A 22,130-nucleotide genomic window follows, 5' to 3' on the forward strand; every position below is an offset into this window, starting at 1 on the left:
GCGCGTACAGCACCTCGGACGGCCCCCACCGGAACATGTCCTCGCCGGGCGGGCGGACCAGCGCCCGCGCGCCCGGCCCGTCCTCCTTCGTGACCAGGGCGGACAGGCCGCGGACGAGCGCGACCGGCACCCCGTCGAGCTTGCCCTTCACCAGTTCCGCGGCCGCCGCGATCTCGTCGGCGACGGCGGTGATCGTGGCGTCGAGGCGGTTGCCGTAGGAGTCGTCGCGGCCGCGCAGGTCGCTGAGCGGCTCCAGGCCGGCGAGGCCGATCGCCGCGTCGATCAGCCCGTTGCGCCAGGGCCGCCCGAGCGTGTCGGAGACGATGACCGCGACGTCCGCGCCGGTCCGCTCGCGCAGGCCCGCCCGGATGCGGCGGGCCGAGGCGTCCGGGTCCTCCGGCAGCAGCAGCACCGTGCCGGGCCTCGTGTTGGACGCGTCCACCCCGGCCGCCGCGAGGACGAGCCCCTGCCGCGTCTCCACGATCCGCGTCTCGCCGCGGTCGTGCGCCCGCCGCGCGACCACCCGCACGGTCTCCGCCTCGATCGCCTTCTCCCGGTCGTCCGCGACCAGGACCCGCCCCTCCGCCTTGCTCACGATCTTGGAGGTGACGACCACGACGTCGCCGTCCCGCACGGCGTCCGCCGGGATCAGCGCCGCGATGTCGTCGCCCTCCGCGACCTCCGGCAGCCCGGGGACCCCGAGCACCTCCAGCCGGCTCACCGCGACTCCTCCGCCCGCTTCAGCTCCACCGCGAGGTCGAGCGCGGCGCGGGCGATGTCCGCCGTCGCCGCCTCGTCCGTCATCAGCAGGGGACGCGACCGCACCTCTATGCCCTCCACCCGCACGGCGGCGTCGGCCTCGTCCACGAGCCAGCCGTCCAGCAGCCCGAGCCCGTACAGCTCGGCGACCGCCCGCGCCGACGTCTCGGTGCCGATCGCGGTCAGGCAGGCGTCGGCCATGCCGCTCACGGGGGCGCCGCCGATGATCGGGGAGACGCCGACGACCGTCCTGGTCGCGACCGCGTCCCGGATGCCGGGCACCGCGAGGATCGTCCCGATGCTCACGACCGGGTTGGACGGCGGGAACAGCACCACGTCGGCCGCCTCGATCGCCGCGAGCACGCCCGGCGCGGGCTTGGCGTCCTCCGCGCCGACCGCCGCGATCGACAGGGCCGGGACGGACGCGCGCAGCCGCACCCACCACTCCTGGAAGTGGATCGCCCGGCGCCCCTGCTCGTCCTCGACGACCACGTGCGTCTCGACCTGGTCGTCGGTCATCGGGATCAGCCGGACGCCCGGCCGCCACCGGTCGCACAGCGCCTCGGTCACCGCCGACAGCTTGTACCCCGCCGCGAGCATCTGCGTCCGGACGATGTGGGTCGCGAAGTCGCGGTCGCCCAGCCCGAACCAGCTCGGCCCGACACCGTAGGCGGCGAGCTCCTCCTTGACGGTGAACGTCTCGTCGGCCCGGCCCCAGCCCTGGTCCTCGTTGACGCCGCCGCCGAGCGTGTACATCACGGTGTCCAGGTCGGGGCACACCCGAAGCCCGAAAAGGGAGATGTCGTCCCCGGTGTTGCCGATGACGGTGATCTCCGCTTCGGGAGCCGCCGACCGCAGCCCGCGCAGAAAGCGCGCCCCGCCGATACCGCCCGCCAGCACCACGATCTTCATGACGTCCAGCGTATCCATGGCGCCATTTCCGGCGCACGGCGTGCCCGCCCGCGCGAGGCGGCCCGCCCCGGTGGGTTCGCGGGTGGAATCTATGCCAAGCTTTGGCGTGTAATCGCGTCGCCTCTGTCTGGAGATGTCACCGTGAACAAGGAAGCCGTCCAGCGCCTGCGCGAACCGGCCGCCTGGGTACTGCTCGCCTCGGCGGGCGTGCAGCTGCTCGCGGGCATCATCACGCTCATCGGCGACGATGGGACGTTCACCTTCCGCGCCCTGCTCGAGACCCGTGACGGGATGTTCCTGCAGATCGGGATCGTCGGCATCCTCGTCCTCGCCGTCCTGCTGGTGACCTGGGGCGACCGCCCCACGCCGCAGGCCCGGACGATCACCATGGGCGCCCTCGGGGTGCTCGGCGGCATCGCCGTGTTCGGCCTGATCTCCTGGCTGAGCGGGATGCTCACCGACTCCGAGTCCGCGGGCGCGCTCACGAAGCTGTCGGTGTTCCTCATCGGCGCCGGGAAGCTCGCCGTGGTCGGCGTCGGCGCCTGGTACGTCTACACCGTCTTCCAGGGGATGCAGCCGCCGCGCCCGCAGCCGGGCCAGCAGCAGATGCAGCAGGGCTACCCCGACTTCGGCTACCAGCAGGGGCAGCCCGGCCAGCCCGGTCAGCAGGGGCAGCCCGGCCAGCAGGCCCAGCCAGGCCAGCAGCAGTACGGCCAGCAGGGCTACGGGCAGCAGCAGTACCAGCAGTACCAGCAGTACGGCCAGCAGTCCGGCGCCGAGGGGCAGCAGGCGGGCCGGCCCGGGTACGAGCAGCAGGGCCAGCCGGGCCAGCAGGGGTACGAGCAGCAGCAGTACGGCCAGCAGCAGGACTACCAGCAGGGCTACGGCCAGCAGCAGTACGGCCAGCAGGACTACCAGCAGTACGGTCAGCAGGGCGGCTACCAGACGGGCGGCCAGCAGGGCTACGGGCAGGCCCAGCCCACCTCCGACCAGGAGGAGATGGGCGAGTGGACCCGCCAGTACGGCGGTTCGGAGCAGGGGCCGCAGGGCACCCAGCCCGCGCCCGGCGGTGAGCAGCGCCCCGACGAGGGCGGCGACTGGTACCGGGACAACCGCCCCCCGCCTCCGCAGTGACCCCGCGATGACCCGGCCGCCCCGGCGCTGATTCCGGGCGCCGAATGCCCGCGCCGAATGCCGCGCGGTGCTCCCGCGGTGACCGCCGGTTTTACCGATCTTCATCCACGGGTCAGCTCGCTCGCCCGGCATAACCCGCTAAGTCGCCCCGGAAAGCTCTCCGGCTTGACGGGGCGGGCGCTACACGCGTGTAATTTCGTCGGTGTAGTTTCAATGCCTTCTCGGGGGAAGTAACCGGAGGGAAGGCATTGACCAGGGGGTTCCACGGGCAGGGAGGTGCGCTGTGAGCGAGGTGGTCATCCCGCTGGCGCACGGCACAGACGGTGAAGAGTTGGGCTGGCAGGAGCGCGCACTCTGCGCGCAGACCGACCCGGAGGCGTTTTTTCCGGAGAAGGGCGGCTCCACTCGCGAGGCCAAGAAGGTGTGCCGGGCATGCGAGGTGCGTACGGAGTGCCTTGAGTACGCGCTGCAGCACGACGAACGTTTCGGCATCTGGGGAGGGCTCTCCGAGCGGGAACGCCGCAAGCTGAAGCGCCAGGCGGTCTGACGCCGGCCGGCCGCGCGGCTCGCGGGCCGGCCCGGGGTCCGCGACGGCCCCGGGGTCTTCTACGGGGGAGACCCGGCCGGACCGGCCGCGCACCCGGATCTCGGCGATCCAGGGCGTGCGCGGGGCGGCCACGCGTACAGTTGTCAGCCGTGCCGGCCCCCGGGCCGGCACGGCTGCTGTCGTATCAGCCACGCACCTGTCGTCCCACAGATCGAGCGACCCCTTGGCCCCCACTCTCGATCGCCATGTCGTCACGGCCGTCCTCGTCACCCACGACGGTGCGCGGTGGCTCCCGGAGACGCTGAAGGCGCTGCTGACGCAGGCGCGTCCGGTGCAGCGCCTCGTGACCGTGGACACCGGAAGCCGCGACCGCGGGCCCGCGGTCCTCGCCGAGGTGCTCGGCCGGCCCGCGGTCCTCACGCTGCCGCGCACCACCGGCTACGGCGAGGCCGTCGCGGAGGCCCTCCGCCAGGACGCCGCGTCCGCCCCCGTCCCCGCCGACGACCCCGGTTCCGCCCACCAGCCGAACCCCTACGAGCATCCGGCGCGCGTCGAGTGGATCTGGCTCCTGCACGACGACTCCGCGCCGGCGCCCGACGCCCTCGCGCACCTGCTGCGGACCGCTGACACCGACCCCAACGTGGCGGTGCTCGGCCCCAAGGTCCGCGACTGGGACGACCGGCACGTCCTGCGCGAGCTGGGCGTCACCGTCGACGCCGCCGGCCGCCGCGAGACCGGCCTGGACCGGCGCGAGTTCGACCAGGGGCAGCACGACGGCGTCCGCGACGTGCTGGCCGTCGGCAGCGCCGGGATGCTGGTCCGCCGCGACGTGTGGGACCGGCTCGGCGGCTTCGACGTCGAGTACGGCCTCTTCCGCGACGACCTGGACTTCTGCTGGCGGGTGCACGCCGCCGGGCACCGGGTGGTGACCGCGACCGACGCGGTCGTGTACCACGCGGAGGCGGCCCGGCGGGGGCTCCGCGAGATCGGCATGACCGCCGAGCACCCGGCCCGCCGCGACCGCCGCAACGCCGTCCACACGCTGCTCGCCAACCAGCCGCTCCCCGCGATGCTGCGGGCGCTGGCCCGCAACGTCTGGGCGTCCCTCGTCCACGCGCTCTACCTGGTGCTCACCAAGCGGCCAGCGGCGGCCCGCGAGGAGGTCCGCGCGCTCGGCGACGTGCTGCGCGACCCGGGCCGGCTGCGGCGCGCGCGGGCCGCCAGGGTGGACGGCCGGACGCGCGCGCACCGCAGCATCCGGCGCTTCCAGGCCCGCCGGGTGGTCCTGCGCCGCACGGTCGAGGCGATGGCGGAGTACCTCGCCGCCCACGAGCGCGACCATGCGCGCGACCAGGAGGACGCCGACGGGGAGCAGGTCTCCGAGCCCGGCCCGATCCGCCGGTTCCTCGCCCGCCCCGGCGTCATCGTCGTGCTGGCGCTGGCCGCCGTCGCGGTCGCCGCGGAGCGCTCCCTGCTCACCGCCGCCGGGCGGCTCGGCGGCGGCGCGCTCGTGCCCGCGTGGGGCGGCGCGAGCGACCTGTGGGCGCAGTACCTGTCCGGCTGGCATCCGGTCGGGCTCGGCAGCGACGCGGGCAGCCCGCCGTACGTCGGGATCCTCGCCGTCCTGTCCACGGTCCTGTTCGGCAAGCCGTGGCTGGCGGTGTCGGTCCTGCTGCTGGGGAGCGTGCCGCTCGCGGGCCTCACCGCCTACTACGCGTCCCGGCTGCTGGTGACGCCCCCGTTGCGGCCGGGCCGGCGTGCTCGCCCGAGCGGCCTGCGCGTGCCCGTCGCCGCCGTCCGGGCGTGGTTCGCCGCCGTGTACGCGCTGCTGCCGTCCGCCACCGGGGCCGTCGCCGGCGGACGCCTGGGGACGGCCGTCGTGCACGTCCTGCTCCCGTTGATCGCCGTGCACGCCGCCCGCGTGTACGGAGTCCCGCGCGCGTGCGCACCGAAGGACGGCGCCGCCGCCCCCGATGCCGCCCTGCACGCCCGGACGCTGCGCAAGCGCGCCGGGCGGTCCGCGTGGACGGTCGCGCTGCTGCTGGCCGTCGCGATGGCGTTCGTCCCGGTCACCTGGCTGATCGGCGTGGCCGCCGCCGCGATGGTGTGGGCGCTGTTCGACCGGCCGGGGCCGCGCGGGCGGCGGCACCTCGCCATCGCGCTCGGCGTCCCGCCGCTGCTGATGCTGCCGTGGACGGCCGGCCTCCTGCTGCACCCGTCGCGGTTCCTCACCGAGGCGGGCCTGCACCGGCGGTTCGAGCCCGCCGCCGCGGACGGCCTGCTGCTCCTCGACCCGGGCGGGCCCGGCACCCCCGCGCGGTGGGCGCTCGCCGGGCTGTTCGCGGTCGCCGTGTGCGCGCTGCCGCTGCGGCCCCGCCGCAACGCGGTGCTCGCCGGCTGGCTGCTGGCCATCTTCGGGCTGCTCGTCGCGACGCTGACCAGCGCCGCCACCGTGACCAAGGGCGCCGACCCGGCGCCCGCCTGGCCGGGCGTCGCGCTGATCTTCGCGGGCGCCGGGGTGCTGTTCGCCGCGACCGCCGCGGTCCTGCGCGCCACCGAGGCCCTGGCGAGCGGTCACGCGCTGTACCGGACGGGCGGTGCGGCGGTGTGCCTCGCCGCGCTCAGCGCCCCCGTGCTGGCCGCCGGGTTCTGGGTCGGCGGCGGCGCGGGCGGCCCGCTGACCGAGGTCGACCCGGACACGGTGCCCGCGTTCGTGCACGCGCCCGGCGGGGCGCGGACACTCGTCCTGCACAAGGAGCCGACGGGACGCGTCTCCTACACGGTCCTCCGCGACGCGGGCCCGAGGATCGGCGAGTCCGAGGTCATGGCCGGCGGCCCGGCCCGCGACCGCCTGGACGGCCTCGTCGCCGGTCTCGTCGCGGGCCAGGAGGGCGATGCCGGGCCCGCGCTGACCCGGATGGGCGTCCAGTACATCGTCGTGCCCTACCCCAGGACGGACCCCATCACCAAGGCCCTCGACGCGGCGCCCGAACTGCTGCGCCTCAGCCGCACGGGGACGTTCGCCGTGTGGCGGCTCCACGCGCCGTCCGCCCGGATGATGCTCGTCGAGGGCGACACGGTGACGCCGCTGCGCGCCGGACGCATCGACGCCCGCACCAAGGTCCCGCCCGGTGGCGGGCAGCGCACACTGCTCCTGGCCGAACCCGCCGACGGAGGGTGGCGGGCGACCCTGAACGGCCGGGAGGCCAAGGCGCGGACGGTGGACGGCTGGGCGCAGGGCTACGACATCCCCGCCGCCGGAGGAGAGTTCCGGCTGCACCGGTCCATGACCATGCGGCACGCGTGGATGGTCGTCCAGGGCATCGCCGTCCTGCTGGTGGTCGCGCTCGCGATGCCCGGCGCGCGGGCCGACACCCTGCCCTTCAGCGGGTCGTTCGCCGGTGAGCGCGAGCGGCGCCGCGGCAGGCGGGGCCGCCGCCGCGGTCACCACCGCTCCCGCGTCCGGCACGAGGCGCCGGCCGCCGAACCGGCGGCGGAGCCCAGCCCGGAGGAGGTCTCGTGAAGCCGAACCTCTGGCCGAAGCTCAAGCTGAAGCCGAAGCTGAACTTGAAGCTGAAGCCGAATTGGAGGCCGAACCTGAAGGCCGACGTCAAGGACGTCGACCTGGACAAGATCCTGCGCCTGCTCACCCTCCGCTACGCCACCGCCGCCCTGGTGCTCGTCGCCCTGGCGTCGCTGTACGGCGCGGCGACGTTCTCCCGTCCGGGAGAGGCCTCCGAGAACGGCCGGGAGGCGTTCGTCACGACCGCCGTGATGGTGTGCCCGGGCCACGAGGGCGGACGGCTGGCCATGCAGTCCCTCCCCGACCGGAAGGGCGGCGGGAGCGTCGCCATGACGCCGACCAAGGGCGGCCCCGCGCTCGGGGCCATGTCGGCGCCCGGCCAGGGCTGGGACGAGAGCACCAAGACCGGCGAGGACTCCTACACCCTCCGCGCCACCGGGGCCATGGCCGCCGGGCTGGAGGCCGAGCAGACCACCCACTGGGACGGCGGCCCCGACCGCGGGCTCGCCGGCACCCGCTGCGCCGTACCCGGCACCGACCACTGGTTCATGGGGCCCGGACCGGACTCCGCCGACGAACTCGACCTCTACCTCACCAACGTCGACGGGCAGCCCGCGTTCGTCGACCTCACCGCCCTCTCCGGCGAAGGCCCCCTGGAGAGCGTCGACGGCCGCGGCATACGCGTCGACCCCTACACCACCAGGGTCGTGAAGATCGGCGAGTCGGCCGAGGGCCTCGGCGACGTCGTGAAGTCCGCCGCCGACCTCGGCCTGCGCGTCCGGACGAGCACCGGCCGCGTCGCGGCGTCCGTGCGCGTCCGGGTCGGCGAGAAGAAGGGCATCGAGTGGCTGCCCCGCTCGCACGCCCCCGCGAAGTCGCTGATCGTCCCCGGGGTGCCGGACGGGTCCGGCGCGCGCCGCCTGCTCGTCGCCGTGCCCGGCGAGTCCGACGCGCAGATCAGGGTGCAGGTGATCACCACGGAGGGCACGTACAACCCGCAGGGCCGGGAGATCGTGGACGCGCCCGCCGGGAGCGTCACGTCCGTCGCCCTCGACCGCGCCCTCCTCGGGAAGGCGGCGGCCGTCCGGCTCCTCGCGGACCACCCGGTCATCGCGGGCTTCGCCGCCCAGCGCGGCGCCGACGTCGCCTACGGCACCGCCACCCCGCCGCTCACCGAGTCCGGGCCCGGCATCGTCGCCGACAACCGCTTCGACTCCGCCCTCCTCGTCAGCGCCCCGGCCGGTGCGGCGACCGTCCAGGTCAGGACCTTGAACGCCGGCGGCGCGAGCGCCCCCGAGGACATCAAGATTCCGGCCGGGAGCACCGTCCGGGCCGAACTGGAGGCCCCGGCGGGGAGCGGCGGAGAGGACGCGGCCTACGGCGTCGTGATCGTCCCGAAGCCCGGCTCGGGACCCGTCCACGCATCCCGCGTCCTCGCCAAGGGCAAGGGCGGCGGGTACCTGTTCACCGTCCTGCCGATCATCCCCGCCCGCACGGCCATCCACCTGCCGGACACGGCCGACTCGCAGACGGCGCTCATCCCCGGCTAGCGCCGGGGGTCAGTCGTCGGGGGAGTCGTAGCTCGGGTCGACGGACTCGGGGGACAGGCCGAGCAGGTCCGCGACCTCCTCGACGAGCAGGTCGCGGATCAGCAGGGATATCTCCGCCTCCCCGGTGGCGCGTGCCTCGACGGGACGGCGGAACACCACGATGCGCACCGGCCGCTCGGCCGCGGCGGGCTCGCCGGGGGGCGTGGGCTGCACGACGGTCTGCCCGAGCGGGACGGGGCCGTCGAACCACGGCTCGACGGCGGGGACGTCCTCGACCGTGAACGCGACCCTGGCCAGTTCCCGGCCCCAGCGCAGGTGCAGCCGCCGGACCTCGTCGTCCACGAGGTCGTCGAACCGCTCCGCGCGGGTGCGCGAGACCGGCGCCTGCGGGGGTGTCAGAGGACCGCGAACGCCGCGACCGCGCCGATCGCGACGCCGTACGCCTGCCACACGGGATCGCACGCCTCAAGAGTACCTCTGCCGCCGCGCGTGCCATCGGGTGTCACGGGTCAACGGCAACCAGGAGGTCGTCAGGGGGCCGTGGGGGGCATCGGTTGACACGGCCGCCGCACCCTGTCCAGAGACCGCACGGTGAGGGTCGGAGTCCATACGGAATGTAGTTGTTACCCCGGAATTCGCCCGGTAACGGCGACACGTGCGCCCGGGTGGTGGCGGAGCCGGGGGGAGGGGGGTACGGTCAGCCATCGTGAGCCCCGTCCGTACCTGCTCCCGCACCGCCTGCAAGGCGCCTGCAGTGTTCACGCTCACGTACGTCTACCGTGACTCCACCGCGGTCTTGGGGCCGCTAGCCACGTACGCCGAGCCGCACTGCTACGACCTGTGCGCGGAGCATTCCGAGCGGCTCACCGCCCCGATGGGCTGGGAACTGGTGCGGCTGCCGGTCGAGGAGGAGGCCGAGCCCAGCGCGGACGACCTGGAGGCCCTCGCCGACGCCGTCCGCGAGGCCGCCAAGCCCGCTCCCGGCCCCGGCCAGGAGCCGGTCGGCCAGGGCACCGAGGTCGGCCGCCGCGGCCACCTGCGGGTGCTCCGCTCGGAGCCCGCGGCGACACAGCCCGGCCAAGAGTGACGCAGCCCGGCCAAGAGTGACGCAGCCCGGCCGGGAGTGAGGGCCGCCCGCTGGGGAAGGTCCGCCCGCGGGGAATCCCGGTGCCGGTGCGGCGACTTCCCGTCCGGCCGCGTCCGCCCGTCCCGGTAGGCTCGTGTCCCTGTCGCCGTTCCCGGGGCCGCCGCCGCCGGGCGGCGCTCACCCGGGCCGGGTTCCTACCAGGCCGGTTTCTTCGGACAGGGAGCAGGAGTGGGCGACCTCGCCAAGATCTTCAAGGCGTACGACATCCGCGGTGTCGTGCCGGACGAGCTCGACACCGCGACCGCCGAGGCGGCGGGCGCGGCCTTCGTCCGGGTGACCGGGGCGAGCGCGATCGTCACCGCGCACGACATGCGCGAGTCGTCGGTCCCGCTCTCGGAGGCGTTCGCGCGGGGCGCGGTCTCACAGGGCGCGGACGTGATCGAGGCCGGGCTCGGCTCCACCGACCTGCTCTACTACGCCAGCGGCAGCCTCGACCTGCCCGGCGCGATGTTCACCGCGAGCCACAACCCCGCCAAGTACAACGGGCTGAAGCTGTGCCGCTCCGGCGCCCGGCCCGTCGGCCAGGACACCGGCCTCGCCGAGATCCGCGAGATGATCGAGAACGGCGTCCCCGCCTACGACGGCGAGCCGGGCGCGGTCACGCGGCGCGACGTCCTCAAGGGCTACGCCGACCACCTGAAGACGCTCGTCGACCTGTCGTCGATCCGCCCGCTCAAGGTCGTCGTGGACGCGGGCAACGGCATGGGCGGGCACACCGTCCCGCCGGTGTTCGAGGGCCTCCCGATCGACCTGGTGCCGCTGTACTTCGAGCTGGACGGCACCTTCCCCAACCACGAGGCCAACCCGATCGAGCCGGAGAACCTGCGCGACCTGCAGGCGAAGGTGCGCGAGACCGGCGCCGACATCGGGCTGGCGTTCGACGGCGACGCCGACCGCTGCTTCGTCGTGGACGAGCGCGGCGAGATCGTCGCCCCGTCCGCGATCACGGCGCTGGTCGCGACGCGCGAGCTGGCCAAGCACCCCGGCTCCTCGATCGTGCACAACCTGATCACCTCGCGGGCCGTCCCGGAGATCGTCGCCGAGCACGGCGGGACGCCCGTCCGGACGCGCGTCGGGCACTCGTTCATCAAGCAGACGATGGCGGAGACGGGCGCGGTGTTCGGCGGCGAGCACTCGGCGCACTTCTACTTCCGCGACTTCTGGTTCGCCGACTCGGGCATGCTCGCCGCCCTGCACGTCCTCGCGGCCCTCGGGCAGCAGCACGGGCCGCTGTCGGAGCTGCTCGGCGAGTACACCCGCTACGCGGCGTCCGGCGAGATCAACAGCGAGGTCGCCGACCAGGCGGCCGCGGCCGGCAAGGTCCGCGCCGCCTTCGAGGGGCGCCCCGGCGTCGCGATCGACGAGCTCGACGGGCTGACCGTGGGCGACGAGGCCGCCGGATGGTGGTTCAACCTGCGGCCGTCCAACACCGAACCGCTGCTGCGCCTCAACGCGGAGGCGGGCGACGAGGCGACCATGGCGGCGATCCGTGACGAGGTCCTGGCCCTCGTCAGGGAGAAGTGACCGGTCAGGAGAAGTGACTGCGAAGGGAAGAGACGCTGCCATGACGTTGAAGCTCGACTCCTGGCTCCTGGAGATCCTCGCCTGCCCCAACTGCGGCGGCGGGCTCCGCACCGACGAGGCCGCCGCCGAGCTGGTGTGCACCGGCTCGTGCGGCTACGCCTACCCCGTCCGCGACGACATCCCGGTCCTGCTCGTCGACGAGGCCAGGACCCCCGCTCCGTGACCGGTCCGCGGCGCGGTCCGGGCCGCCGGGCCGGGGCGGTGCGATGAGCGCGGGGCTCGACCCCGCGCGGCTGGAGGACGCGGCGGCGGTCGAGGCGGCCGATCCCGCGGGGATGCTGCGGCAGGTCGCGTCGTCGGCCGCGCAGGTCCGCGAGGCGCAGCGGGCGGCGGCCGAGGCGGGGATCGCCGGGCTGGCCGAGGACGGCCGGCCGCGCGCGATCGTGGTCGCCGGGATGGGCGCCGCGGGCCTGTCCGGAGACGTCCTCGCCGCCGTGTGCGGGCCCGGCTGCGCGGTCCCGGTGACGACCGTGCGCGGCTACCGGCTGCCCGGCTGGGTGGGCGCCGCCGATCTCGTCGTCGCGGTGTCCTGCTCCGGTGAGACCGAGGAGACGCTCGAGATCGCCGCGGAGGCGGCCCGGCGGGGGGCAAGGCTCCTCTTCGTCGGCGGGGCGGATTCGCAGCTCGCGGCGCTGTCCGAACGGAGCCGCGGGGTCTTCGTCCCGGTGCGGCCGGTGGGGCAGCCCCGTGCGGCGCTGTGGGGCCTCACCATCCCCGTTCTCCTCGCGGCGCGGACCCTGGGCCTGGCGCAGGTGCCGGACGAGACCCTGGAGTCCACCGCCGCCCTGCTGGAGGACGTCGCCCACCGGTGCCGCCCGTCCAGCGAGCCGTTCCTGAACCCGGCCAAGCGGATGGCGCTCGACCTCGCCGGCGACCTCCCGATGGTCTGGGGCTCCTCGGAGCCCGCCGCGACCGCCGCATACCGGATGTGCAGCCAGCTGAACGAGAACGCCAAGTACCCGGGGATCTTCGGCGCGGTGCCCGAAGCGGACCACAACCAGGTGATGGCGTTCGACGGCTTCTTCGCCCGCGGCGGCTCCCCGTCCGACCCGGACGGGTCAGTGTGGGGGCCGGCCCCCACACCCCCCGACAACGACCACTTCTTCCGCGACCGTACCGACGACCCCGAACACGGGCTGCACCTCGTCATGATGCGGGACGTGGACGAGCACCCCCGCCTGCGCAAGCGGAGCGAGGCGTCGACGGCGATGGCCCGCGACCGGGGCGTCGCGGTCACCGAGATCCGCGCCGAGGGCGAGCACCCGCTGGAGAGAATCGCGACACTCATCGCGCTGGCGGACTACGTCACGGTTTACTTGGCTATCGCGCTGGGCGTGGACCCCACTCCGGTGCCTGCCATTCAAGAACTAAAGGCGAGGATTTCCCAGGTATGAGTGCTGAGGGCGGAACGAAGGCGATCGTCGCCGCGCTGCTCGCCAACACCGGAATCGCGGCGTCGAAGTTCGTCGCGTTCCTGTTCACCGGTTCGTCGTCGATGATCGCCGAGTCGGTCCACTCGGTGGCGGACGCCGGAAACCAGGCGCTGCTGCTGGTGGGCGGCAAGCGCGCCAAGCGCGGCCGGACGCAGCAACACCAGTTCGGCTACGGGCGTGAGCGCTACTTCTACGCGTTCGTCGTCGCGGTCGTCCTGTTCACCATCGGGGCGATGTTCTCGCTCTACGAGGGCTACCACAAGATCTCCCACCCGGAGGAGCTCAAGTCCCCGGGCTGGGCGTTCGGGGTGCTGGGCGCCGCGATCATCATGGAGATCTTCTCGTTCCGCACCGCGATCGTGGAGTCGAACAAGGTCCGCGGTGACCAGTCCTGGTGGGCGTTCATCCGCCGCGCCAAGGCGCCCGAGCTTCCGGTCGTGCTCCTGGAGGACCTCGGCGCCCTCGTGGGCCTGCTCTTCGCGCTGTTCGGCGTCACGATGGCCGTGGTCACCGGCGACGGCGTGTGGGACGGCGTCGGCACCATCGGAATCGGTGTCCTGCTCGCCGTGATCGCGGTGATCCTGGCGTTCGAGACCAAGAGCCTGCTGATCGGCGAGGGCGCCGACCCCGAGGTCGAGCGCGCGATCGTCGAGGCGCTGGAGTCGGTGGAGCAGGTCGACCGCCTCGTCCACATCCGCACCCAGTACATGGGCCCGGAGGAGTTGCTGATCGCCGCCAAGATCGCCGTCAGCCACGACGACACGGCGGTGGACGTGGCCCGGGGCATCGACGCCGCCGAGGCCAAGATCCGGTCGCAGTTCCCCGAGGCGAAGCTGATCTACCTGGAGCCGGCGCTGTGGGAGCCCGCCGCGGAGGGCGCGGAGACCCCGGTGGTCCCGAAGCCGGCGGAGGATTCGGAGACTCCGGCGTCGTCCTGACCGTTCGTGTACTGACCGTTCGTCCGTCCCGGCCGCCCCGCGCGGGCGGCTGGGACGGGCACGGAACCCCTCGCCGGGCGGCCGCCGCCGTGCCGGCCGACCCCAGCCCAGGCGAGACCGGCGAGCCCCTGACGAGGCGTGTACCGCGGCCGTCCGGCGAGGTGCTTCCCATGCGTCCCCGCCCGGACCCCTGAAACCGGGCGGTTCTGGTGTGACCGCGGTGGCCCCGCCGAACCCCTACGCCGGCGTCGGCCACCGTCGCGGTCACGGTTAAGACACTACGTTCGCGCTGGTCCCCGGCACGTCCCCCTCAGGGAGGGAACGCGGGTGGTACCTCAGGCGGACCCGGCTCGCCCGCATACATCCGCACGGTGAGGCATCCGCGCGTCCCAGCGGCCAGTATTGAAGGGTGACCTCCGATGACAAGGCCCGGCCCGGACCCGGTCCCGCGGGGTTCGGCCCGGCCGTCGCGCACCACGCGTGGCGGCTGTCCGGCCGGATCGTGGCGGGCGTCGGCCAGCTGCTGCTGTGGATCCTGACCGGCATCGGCACCCTGCTCCGCCCGCTCGCCGTGCGGCTGGCCGCACGGCTGAACGGCGTGGGCCGCCAGCCGGCGCCGCACCCGCCGGGAGCCCCCGGCGGCCCGGCGGACGCGACGGCGCCGCTGCCCCGGTGGATCGGCGCGTGGCGGGAGTTCGCCGCCTCCTGGTACTTCGCGCCGCTGACCGGGCTCGCGCTGACCGTCGCGGCCCTCGCCGAGCTGGCGCCGCGCGCCGAGTCGCCGATCAGCCTCGCGGGCGGGTTCGCGGTCGCGGCGACGCTGCCGCTCGTCTGGCGCCGGGAGAACCTGCGCCCGGTCGCGGCCGTGGTGCTCGGCACGGTCGCGGCCACCCTGCTCACCGGCGAGAGCCTGCTCATCACCACCGGGTTCGCGGCCCTCTACACGCTGTACGCGCTGGGACGGCAGCTGCCCCGCCAGTCCACCGGCGTCCTCGCGGCGGGCAGCGTCGCGACGCTCGCGGTCGTGTACCTGGCGGCGGGCTCGCTGGACGAGATCCCGTGGCCGGCGGCGTTCCTCGCCGTCCTCGCCGCCATCGGCCTCGGCGACGCGCGCCGCGTCGTGGAGTCGGCCGGACGCACCGAGGCTGCGGCCGCCGAACGCACCAACGAGACCCTCACCCGGCTCACCGCCGTCCAGCGGGAGCAGGCCGTGATGCGCGAGCGCGCCCGCATCGCCCGCGAGCTGCACGACGTCGTCGCGCACTCCGTGTCGATGATCGCGGTGCAGGCGGAGACCGCCCCGTACACGATGGAGAACCTGTCGCCCGAGGCCCGCGCCGGCTACACCGAGATCGCCAAGACCGCGCGGGAGGCGCTGGTGGAGATGCGCCGGCTGCTCAGCGTGCTGCGCGCCGACGCCACCCCGGAGCCGGAGGCGGCCAACTCCCCGCAGCCGCGGCTGGACCGGCTGCCCGACCTGATCGAGCAGCACCGCGGAGCCGGCGGCAACGTCGACCTCGCCGTGCACGGCGACCCGCGGGCGCTGTCGACGACGGTCGAGCTGTCCGCGTACCGGATCGTCCAGGAGGCGCTGACGAACGCCCGGCGGCACGCGCCGGGCGCGGGGGTGCGCGTCGACCTGATGTTCCTGCCGGACCGGCTGGCGGTCCGCGTCCGCGACGACGGCCGGCACCCGCCGGGGCCGCCCGGCCGCGTCCCGCCCGGGCAGGACCCGGCAGCGCCGACCATGGTGCTGAACCGCGACGACCCCGCCTCCCGTACCGCGATACTGGACGACCGAGCGGGCATGGCGTCCGGGACCGCGGCGGGGGACGCCGGACGCACCCGTGTGCAGTCCCCGGAGTCCGGTGGCGGACACGGGCTCGTCGGGATGCGGGAACGTGCGACGATGCTGGGCGGACGGTTCTCCGCCGGCCCGGCCGCCGAGGGCGGTTTCCTGGTGGAGGCCGAGCTTCCGCTGGCGAGCGAGGGGAGTTCCACCCGTGGACACGGTCCGGAGGCGCCGCCCGGCGGCCGCTGACCCCGCGCGGCCCGGGGGGCGGCCGCGGTGATCAGCGTGCTGATCGTCGACGACCAGACGATCGTGCGGGCCGGGTTCGCCGCCCTGCTCGACGCGCAGGAGGACATCACCGTCATCGGCGAGGCGGGCGACGGGCGCGAGGCGGTCCGGATCGCCGAGCGCAGCCGTCCCGACGTCGTGGTCATGGACATCCGGATGCCCGGCATGGACGGCATCGAGGCGACCCGCCGCATCCTCGCGCTGCCCGGTTCCGAGGGCGTCCGCGTCCTGGTGCTGACGACGTTCGACGTGGACGAGTACGTCTACGAGGCGCTCGCGGTCGGCGCGAGCGGCTTCCTGCTGAAGGACGCCACGGCCGACGAGCTGGTCTCCGCGGTCCGGGTGGTGGCGCGCGGCGACTCCCTGCTCGCCCCGCAGGTCACCGGGCGGCTCATCCGCGAGTTCACCAAGCAGCGGCGCAGCAGGCCGCAGGCGCCGTCGGAGCTGGCGACGCTGACGGCCCGCGAGTCGGAGGTCCTCGTCCTCATCGCGGGCGGGCTGTCCAACGGCGAGATCGCCGAACGCCTCGTGGTCAGCGAGCACACCGTCAAGACGCACGTGGCGCGGGTCTTCACCAAACTCGGCCTCCGCGACCGCGCCCAGGCCGTCATGCTCGCCTACGAGTCCGGCGTGGTGGTCCCAGGAGAGAACGCGAGCTGACCGCGGTCCCGGCCCCCGCGCTCGCTACGGGCGGCGGCGCAGGAGCCTCATGGCCTTCTCCTTCTCGAAGTCGAGGGCGCGCGTCGGGGGTGCGGAGAGGCGTCCGATGCGTTCGCCCAGTTCGCGGACGTGGGCCTGTACCTGCGGTTCGGCGAGGACGCGGAGGCCGAACGCCAGTTCGGCGGGGCCGATGTCGTAGCGCTTCTCCAGGGCGAGGGCGAGCGCGACCGCCCGCAGCTCGGTGTCGCCGAACTGGCGGTGGCCGCCGGCGCGCCCCCTGCCGGAGACCGCCTCCCGGGTGGACGGCAGCAGCCCGAGGGCCTCGCGGTAGCGGAGCATGCGGGGCGAGGTGCCGAGCCGCTGGGCGGCCTCCGTGATGCGCATGGCGCCCATTCTTACAAATTTGTGTCAGGAAGTCGCCTCCGGACGTGCCAGCGGCGGTGCGCCGACCGTAGACTCGCGGCGTTGACGCACCGCGCACCGACCCGCATCCCGCGGACCAAGGAGCAACGAAAGCATGGACTACAAGGTCGCCGACCTGTCGCTGGCCGACTTCGGGCGCCGGGAGATCCGGCTCGCCGAACACGAGATGCCGGGCCTGATGGCGGTGCGCGAGGAGTACGCCGCCGCCCAGCCGCTGCGCGGCGCCAAGATCATGGGCTCGCTGCACATGACCATCCAGACGGCCGTGCTGATCGAGACCCTGGTGGACCTCGGCGCCGACGTCCGCTGGGTGTCCTGCAACATCTTCTCCACCCAGGACCACGCCGCAGCCGCAGTCGTCGTGGGCCGTGACGGCTCCGCCGACGACCCGAAGGGCGTCCCGGTGTTCGCCTGGAAGGGCGAGACGCTCGAAGAGTACTGGTGGTGCACCGACCAGGCCCTGCAGTGGCCGGACGGCAGCGGCCCCAACATGATCCTGGACGACGGCGGCGACGCGACCATGCTCGTCCTCAAGGGCGTCGAGTACGAGAAGGCGGGCGCCGTCCCCACCGCCACCGAGGACGACCCCGAGGAGTGGGGCATCATCCTCGACACCCTCCGCCGCACCATCGCCGAGAAGCCCGGCCGCTGGACCGAGACGGCCGCCGCGATCAAGGGCGTCACCGAGGAGACCACGACCGGCGTCCACCGCCTCTACGAGATGGCGAAGGCCGGCACGCTCGCGTTCCCGGCGATCAACGTCAACGACTCGGTCACCAAGTCGAAGTTCGACAACAAGTACGGCTGCCGCCACTCCGTCATCGACGGCCTGAACCGCGCCACCGACGTCCTCATCGGCGGCAAGGTCGCGGTCGTGTGCGGCTACGGCGACGTCGGCAAGGGCTGCGCCGACGCGCTGCGCGGCCAGGGCGCCCGCGTGATCGTGACGGAGATCGACCCGATCTGCGCGCTGCAGGCCGCGATGGACGGCTTCCAGGTCACCACCCTGGACGACGTCGTCGACACCGCCGACATCTTCGTCACCACCACCGGCAACTTCAACATCATCACGGCCGAGCACATGGGCCGGATGAAGCACCAGGCGATCGTGTCCAACATCGGGCACTTCGACAACGAGATCGACATGGCCGGCCTCGCCAAGACCCCCGGCATCGAGAAGATCGAGATCAAGCCGCAGGTGCACGAGTGGCGCTTCGCCGACGGCCACTCGATCATCGTCCTCGCCGAGGGCCGCCTCATGAACCTGGGCTGCGCCACCGGCCACCCGTCGTTCGTGATGTCGAACTCGTTCACCAACCAGGTCATCGCGCAGATCGAGCTGTTCACCAAGACCGACGAGTACCCGATCGGCGTGTACGTCCTGCCCAAGCACCTGGACGAGAAGGTCGCCCGCCTCCACCTGGACGCGCTCGGCGTCAAGCTCACCGAGCTGACCAAGGAGCAGGCCGCCTACATCGGCGTCCACGTCGAAGGCCCGTACAAGCCCGACCACTACCGTTACTGAGTTTATTGGCGGTGCCCGTGGTGGAGGGCGCTGGGGCGCCCTCCACCACGGGCACACGCGTGCGATTGCTGCATCGCTCCGACTCGCCTAGCGGCTCGCTGCGCGATCAGGTTTCTCGCAGGCTCGAAACCTGCCTTCGGACGCAATCGCGACGGTTCGGGTTGTCGCGTGGCTGGTGTGCCGACCGATGTTGTCGTAGGAGTGGTGCGGCGGTCCGCGCCTGAGGGGGGCTGATGAGCGATATCGCGGATGCTTCGCTGGCGTATGAGGGCGTCAAGCGGATCGAGTGGGCCGACCGGAGCATGCCCGTGCTGCGGCAGATCCGGGAGCGGTTCGCCGCCGAGCGTCCCCTGGACGGGCTGAAGGTCGCGGCGTGCATGCACATCACGACCGAGACCGCCGGGCTCATCCGCACGCTCCAGGCCGGGGGCGCCAGTGTCGCGCTCGCCGCGTCCAATCCGCTCTCCACGCAGGACGACACCGCCGCCGCGCTCGTCCAGGAGTACGGGGCCGAGGTCTTCGCGCGGGCCGGTACCGACCGCGAGGGGTACTACGCCCACATCCACAAGGCGCTGGAGACCGGGCCCGACTTCGTCCTGGACGACGGCTGCGACCTGGTCAACACCCTGCACACCGACCGGACCGACCTGCTCGGCACGGTCAAGGCGGGCTGCGAGCAGACGACGACGGGTGTCATCCGGCTGCACCAGATGGCCTTCGAGGGTGCGCTCCGCTTCCCGATGGTCGCGGTCAACGACACCGACACGAAGCACATGTTCGACAACCGGTACGGGACCGGGCAGTCAACCCTGGACGGCATCGTCCGCGCGACGAACACGCTGCTCGCGGGGAAGACGATCGTCATCGCCGGGTTCGGCTACTGCGGCCGGGGGCTGGCCGAGCGGGCCCGCGGCCTCGGCGCCCGGGTCGTGGTCACGGAGATCGACCCGGTGAAGGCGCTGGACGCGGCGCTGCAGGGCTTCGCCGTCCAGCCGATGGCGCAGGCGGCCGCCGACGGCGACGTCTTCATCACGGTCACCGGCAACCGGGACGTGGTGAACGGGGAGCACCTCGCCGTCATGAAGGACGGCGCGATCCTCGCCAACTCCGGCCACTTCGATGTCGAGATCGATGTCCGCGCCCTGGCAGAGATGGCCGTCGAGGTCCACCGGGGCGTCCGCCCGCAGGCCGACGAGTACGTCCTGGCCGACGGGCGCCGCCTCGTCCTGCTCGCGGAGGGGCGGCTGGTCAACCTCGCCGCCGCCGAAGGGCACCCGGCCGCCGTGATGGACATGTCGTTCGCCGACCAGGCCCTCACCTGCGCGTGGCTCGCGACCGCCCACGCGACCCTCTCGCCGGCCGTGCACGACGTCCCGAAGGAGATCGACACGGAGGTGGCCCGCCTCAAGCTGGCGTCGATGTCCATCGACATCGACCACCTCTCGAAGGAGCAAGAGGACTACCTGCGCTCCTGGCGCATCGGGTCCTGACCCCGATGCCCGCAGGCGCCTACCTCCACCTGGAGGGAGAGATCGAGGAGCGCTTCCAGTGCGCGCCGGGGCCCGGCGGGTGGCGGTACACGGCCCGGCGCTCCGACGGCGTCCGCGTCGACCTGGTGACGGACGCGCGCTGGCGGCAGATCCGCGTCGAGCTCGTCACGCCGACCTGGTGGCTGCGCGGCGGTCTCACCGGTCCGAAGCTCGCCTGGGTGCGCGCCGCCGGTGAGACGGGGACGGAGCACACGGAGCGCGCGGCCGGCTTCCTGTCCGACTCGCCCGGTTTCCTCGTGGCGATCGCGCACTCGCTGGCGCTGGACGAGAACGCGGAGACCGATGTGCGCCTCGTCCAGCTGAACGGCCCGTCCCTCGCGCCGCTGACGACGACCTGGCGCTGGCACCGGTCCGGGACGGCGGTCTACGAGACCGACACCGAACCGCTACCGGTCGCGCAGTACGAGATCACTGACCTGGCCACGGGCGAGATCGAGGCGGTGCACCTGGCGGGCGACGTCGTCGTCGCCGCGCCCGGCATCGAGCTCACCGAGCTTGAGTCCCCGCCCAATCTCCGCCTCTAGCGACGGGCGGCGGACGTTTCCCGATAAGGTCCCTTACCTCCCACGATGATCAGGAGGTCGCGGACTTGTACGGCCAGCCACCGGGGCAGGGACAGCCGCCCCCCGTTCCGCCGATGGGCGCTCCCGCCCCGCCACCGGCCGGGAAGCGGTCACCGCTCGTGTTCGTGCTGGCCGGGCTCGCGGTCGTCGTCGTCCTCGGGGTGGTGGCCGTGGTACTGGTGGCCGTCCAGAGCGCCGGGGGCCGGCTGAGCGGCCCGCTCAAGGCCGAGCAGTGCATCGACACGGGCTTCGGGAACGGCACGGGCAACAAGATCCCGGCCAGTACCCGGGTGAAGTGCGACGACCCCGCGGCCAGGGCCAAGGTGGTCAAGATCACCGCCGAGCGGCAGGCCACGGCGTACCAGTTCGGCACCCGGTCGGAGCCCGACTGCCCGGCCGGCACGGACGGCGTCAGCAACGTCACCCTCAAACAGGGCGACAAGCGCTACTACGAGGCGTGCGTCCGCAACCTCGACGGCCCCCACCCGGGCGACCCGGGCGCGGGCGGCGCACTGCTGTCGGTCGGGGACTGCGTCAGCGGCGGCTCCTTCGGCATCGGCGGCAAGGAGGTCGCCTGCACCTCCGCCAACTGGTACGGCAAGGTGATCGCCCGCGTCGACGCCGAGGCGTCCTGCCCGGCGAAGACGCTGGAGACCATGAAGCTGCGGTCCTTCGGCGGCGGCGAGCTCACCCGGCCAGTGCTGTGCCTCGGCGCGGGCGGCGGCGTCCTGGCGACCGGTGACTGCATCGCCGACCCCTCGTACGCCGTCGGCGGCCCGAAGAAGGCCGACTGCGCCCGCCCGACGGCCGTCGCGAAGATCGAGGGCCGGGTCAGGGCGAAGCGGGACTGCCCCGCCACGTCCACCCACCTCATGACGGCCGACGGCGCCTACCTCCCGGTCATGTGCCTGAAGAAGATGCGCCCCACCCTCAACGACAAGATCCGCTCCCTGGGCGGGTGAGCGGGGCCGGGCCGTGGGCGGGCGGGCTTCGGCCTCTCATCGAGACGCGTAGCCTGCCCACGGCCTCATCCCCGGCCCGGCTTCACCCGGTGAGGGGTTTCTCCCAGATGGACACGTGCTGGGCGCTCTCGCTCGTGAAGGGCTCGCGCGTCCAGCCGTCCCAGCGGTCGCGCAGGCGCAGCCCGGCGAGCCGGGCCATCAGGTCGAGCTCCGCCGGCCACACGTACCGGAACGGGAACGAGCGGTACTCCCCGCGGCCGTCGACGACCTCGATGTGGTGCGAGCTCATCGCCTGGGCGGCCACGTCGTACACGTCGAAGCCCCACTGCGTCTCGCTCACTTGGAACGGCACGACGTCCTGCCCCGGCGGAAGCCGCCGCAGCTCGGGCACGCCGACCTCGATCACGAACGTGCCGCCGGGGTCGAGGTGGGCGGCCGCGTTGCGGAAGCAGGCCACCTGAGCGTCCTGCGTCGTCAGGTTCATGATCGTGTTGAACACCAGGTAGACGACGGAGAACGTCCCCGCCGCACGCGCCGCGGCGAAGTCGCCGACCGTCACCCCGATCGCGGCACCGCCCGGCTTGGCGCGCAGCCGCGCGATCATCGCCCGGGACATGTCTATGCCGTGGACCTCGACGCCGCGTTCCGCCAGCGGCAGCGCTATGCGACCGGTCCCGATCCCCAGTTCGAGGGCCCGGCCGTCTCCGGCGAGTTCCGCGAGTACCTCGACGGCCGGTTCGACGGCGCCGGCCGCGAACATCTCCGCGGACGCCTCGTCGTACCCCACCGCGACCCGCTCTCCGAAGCAGCCGTCTGAATCGTCCATCGCTGGACCGTACA

Annotated in this window: 20 protein-coding genes; 15 read left to right on the forward strand and 5 right to left on the reverse strand. The window is 73.5% G+C overall.

All coding sequences use genetic code 11. The features are described from left to right. The coding region (locus IEZ03_RS37745; RefSeq protein WP_229808195.1) for a coenzyme F420-0:L-glutamate ligase at nt 1–721 on the reverse strand (721 nt) is incomplete at its 3' end. Further along, complete coding sequence (cofD, locus tag IEZ03_RS10515) at nt 718–1,671, reverse strand: 2-phospho-L-lactate transferase (protein ID WP_184888728.1); 954 nt, start codon at nt 1,669–1,671, stop codon at nt 718–720. The genes IEZ03_RS37745 and cofD, both read right to left, overlap by 4 nt. Before the next feature lie 141 nt (nt 1,672–1,812). On the opposite strand from cofD, the gene IEZ03_RS10520 reads away from it, so the two are divergent. The 4 genes from IEZ03_RS10520 (at nt 1,813) to IEZ03_RS10535 (ending at nt 8,425) form a co-directional block, all read left to right on the forward strand. Continuing rightward, nucleotides 1,813–2,805 carry a hypothetical protein gene (locus IEZ03_RS10520; protein WP_184888726.1) on the forward strand — a complete coding sequence of 331 codons (993 nt, stop codon included), beginning with the start codon at nt 1,813–1,815 and terminating at the stop codon, nt 2,803–2,805. A gap of 283 nt (nt 2,806–3,088) precedes the next feature. Next, the gene (locus IEZ03_RS10525) at nt 3,089–3,352 is read left to right on the forward strand and encodes a WhiB family transcriptional regulator (protein WP_021594342.1); all 264 of its coding nucleotides are present in this window, start codon (nt 3,089–3,091) and stop codon (nt 3,350–3,352) included. Between the two features lie 223 nt (nt 3,353–3,575). Beyond that, the gene (locus IEZ03_RS10530; RefSeq protein ID WP_184888724.1) at nt 3,576–6,875 is read left to right on the forward strand and encodes a glycosyltransferase; all 3,300 of its coding nucleotides are present in this window, start codon (nt 3,576–3,578) and stop codon (nt 6,873–6,875) included. Continuing rightward, a complete protein-coding gene (locus IEZ03_RS10535; protein ID WP_184888722.1) occupies nt 6,872–8,425 on the forward strand; it encodes a DUF5719 family protein in 1,554 nt (517 codons plus the stop codon). The genes IEZ03_RS10530 and IEZ03_RS10535 overlap by 4 nt, the downstream gene beginning before the upstream one ends. A 9-nt stretch (nt 8,426–8,434) precedes the next feature. On the opposite strand, the gene IEZ03_RS10540 is transcribed toward IEZ03_RS10535, so the two are convergent. Further along, nucleotides 8,435–8,824 carry a metallopeptidase family protein gene (locus IEZ03_RS10540; protein WP_221481719.1) on the reverse strand — a complete coding sequence of 130 codons (390 nt, stop codon included), beginning with the start codon at nt 8,822–8,824 and terminating at the stop codon, nt 8,435–8,437. Between the two features lie 307 nt (nt 8,825–9,131). On the opposite strand from IEZ03_RS10540, the gene IEZ03_RS10545 reads away from it, so the two are divergent. The 7 genes from IEZ03_RS10545 to IEZ03_RS10575 all read left to right on the forward strand — a co-directional run bounded on the left by IEZ03_RS10545 (nt 9,132) and on the right by IEZ03_RS10575 (nt 16,267). Next, nucleotides 9,132–9,512, forward strand: a complete 381-nt coding sequence (locus IEZ03_RS10545; RefSeq protein WP_132044426.1) for a DUF3499 domain-containing protein — start codon at nt 9,132–9,134, stop codon at nt 9,510–9,512. 228 nt (nt 9,513–9,740) lie between these two features. Then, a complete protein-coding gene (locus IEZ03_RS10550) occupies nt 9,741–11,096 on the forward strand; it encodes a phosphomannomutase/phosphoglucomutase (RefSeq protein WP_184888720.1) in 1,356 nt (451 codons plus the stop codon). Between the two features lie 40 nt (nt 11,097–11,136). Beyond that, entirely contained in the window at nt 11,137–11,319 is a 183-nt protein-coding gene (locus tag IEZ03_RS10555) for a Trm112 family protein (RefSeq protein WP_184888718.1), read from the forward strand. A gap of 43 nt (nt 11,320–11,362) precedes the next feature. After that, on the forward strand, nt 11,363–12,550 hold the full coding sequence (locus IEZ03_RS10560) for an SIS domain-containing protein (RefSeq protein ID WP_184888716.1): 1,188 nt from the start codon (nt 11,363–11,365) through the stop codon (nt 12,548–12,550). Next, nucleotides 12,547–13,527 (forward strand): cation diffusion facilitator family transporter, encoded by a 981-nt coding sequence (locus tag IEZ03_RS10565; RefSeq protein WP_184888714.1) that lies wholly within the window; start codon nt 12,547–12,549, stop codon nt 13,525–13,527. The genes IEZ03_RS10560 and IEZ03_RS10565 overlap by 4 nt, the downstream gene beginning before the upstream one ends. A gap of 409 nt (nt 13,528–13,936) precedes the next feature. Beyond that, the gene (locus tag IEZ03_RS37750) at nt 13,937–15,568 is read left to right on the forward strand and encodes a sensor histidine kinase (RefSeq protein WP_229808196.1); all 1,632 of its coding nucleotides are present in this window, start codon (nt 13,937–13,939) and stop codon (nt 15,566–15,568) included. 27 nt (nt 15,569–15,595) lie between these two features. Continuing rightward, a complete protein-coding gene (locus tag IEZ03_RS10575; RefSeq protein ID WP_184888712.1) occupies nt 15,596–16,267 on the forward strand; it encodes a response regulator in 672 nt (223 codons plus the stop codon). A gap of 24 nt (nt 16,268–16,291) precedes the next feature. On the opposite strand, the gene IEZ03_RS10580 is transcribed toward IEZ03_RS10575, so the two are convergent. After that, on the reverse strand, nt 16,292–16,651 hold the full coding sequence (locus tag IEZ03_RS10580; RefSeq protein WP_184888710.1) for a MerR family transcriptional regulator: 360 nt from the start codon (nt 16,649–16,651) through the stop codon (nt 16,292–16,294). A gap of 133 nt (nt 16,652–16,784) precedes the next feature. Here IEZ03_RS10580 and ahcY (IEZ03_RS10585) point away from each other — a divergent pair, with 133 nt between their 5' ends. The 4 genes from ahcY (IEZ03_RS10585) to IEZ03_RS10600 all read left to right on the forward strand — a co-directional run bounded on the left by ahcY (IEZ03_RS10585) (nt 16,785) and on the right by IEZ03_RS10600 (nt 21,290). Continuing rightward, the gene (gene ahcY / locus IEZ03_RS10585; protein WP_184888708.1) at nt 16,785–18,215 is read left to right on the forward strand and encodes an adenosylhomocysteinase; all 1,431 of its coding nucleotides are present in this window, start codon (nt 16,785–16,787) and stop codon (nt 18,213–18,215) included. Nucleotides 18,216–18,448: 233 nt separating this feature from the next. Next, nucleotides 18,449–19,705, forward strand: coding sequence for an adenosylhomocysteinase (gene ahcY, locus IEZ03_RS10590; RefSeq protein WP_184888706.1), 1,257 nt, complete (start codon nt 18,449–18,451; stop codon nt 19,703–19,705). Between the two features lie 5 nt (nt 19,706–19,710). Next, nucleotides 19,711–20,289, forward strand: coding sequence for a hypothetical protein (locus tag IEZ03_RS10595; protein ID WP_184888704.1), 579 nt, complete (start codon nt 19,711–19,713; stop codon nt 20,287–20,289). Nucleotides 20,290–20,402: 113 nt separating this feature from the next. Next, nucleotides 20,403–21,290 (forward strand): hypothetical protein, encoded by an 888-nt coding sequence (locus IEZ03_RS10600; RefSeq protein WP_184888702.1) that lies wholly within the window; start codon nt 20,403–20,405, stop codon nt 21,288–21,290. Nucleotides 21,291–21,372: 82 nt separating this feature from the next. On the opposite strand, the gene IEZ03_RS10605 is transcribed toward IEZ03_RS10600, so the two are convergent. Then, entirely contained in the window at nt 21,373–22,116 is a 744-nt protein-coding gene (locus IEZ03_RS10605) for a class I SAM-dependent methyltransferase (protein WP_184888700.1), read from the reverse strand. Nucleotides 22,117–22,130: the final 14 nt, after the last annotated feature.

Source organism: Actinomadura livida (genome assembly GCF_014648675.1).
Lineage (GTDB): Bacteria > Actinomycetota > Actinomycetes > Streptosporangiales > Streptosporangiaceae > Spirillospora > Spirillospora livida.

Excerpts from the sequence above, each read along its gene's own strand:
- cofD (WP_184888728.1), bottom strand. The coding sequence starts at position 1,671 with ATGAAGATCGTGGTGCTGGCGGGCGGTATCGGCGGGGCGCGCTTTCTG.
- IEZ03_RS10555 (WP_184888718.1), top strand. The coding sequence starts at position 11,137 with ATGACGTTGAAGCTCGACTCCTGGCTCCTGGAGATCCTCGCCTGCCCC.
- IEZ03_RS10560 (WP_184888716.1), top strand. The coding sequence starts at position 11,363 with ATGAGCGCGGGGCTCGACCCCGCGCGGCTGGAGGACGCGGCGGCGGTC.
- IEZ03_RS10565 (WP_184888714.1), top strand. The coding sequence starts at position 12,547 with ATGAGTGCTGAGGGCGGAACGAAGGCGATCGTCGCCGCGCTGCTCGCC.
- IEZ03_RS10580 (WP_184888710.1), bottom strand. The coding sequence starts at position 16,651 with ATGCGCATCACGGAGGCCGCCCAGCGGCTCGGCACCTCGCCCCGCATG.
- ahcY (WP_184888708.1), top strand. The coding sequence starts at position 16,785 with ATGGACTACAAGGTCGCCGACCTGTCGCTGGCCGACTTCGGGCGCCGG.
- ahcY (WP_184888706.1), top strand. The coding sequence starts at position 18,449 with ATGAGCGATATCGCGGATGCTTCGCTGGCGTATGAGGGCGTCAAGCGG.
- IEZ03_RS10595 (WP_184888704.1), top strand. The coding sequence starts at position 19,711 with ATGCCCGCAGGCGCCTACCTCCACCTGGAGGGAGAGATCGAGGAGCGC.
- IEZ03_RS10600 (WP_184888702.1), top strand. The coding sequence starts at position 20,403 with ATGGGCGCTCCCGCCCCGCCACCGGCCGGGAAGCGGTCACCGCTCGTG.
- IEZ03_RS10605 (WP_184888700.1), bottom strand. The coding sequence starts at position 22,116 with ATGGACGATTCAGACGGCTGCTTCGGAGAGCGGGTCGCGGTGGGGTAC.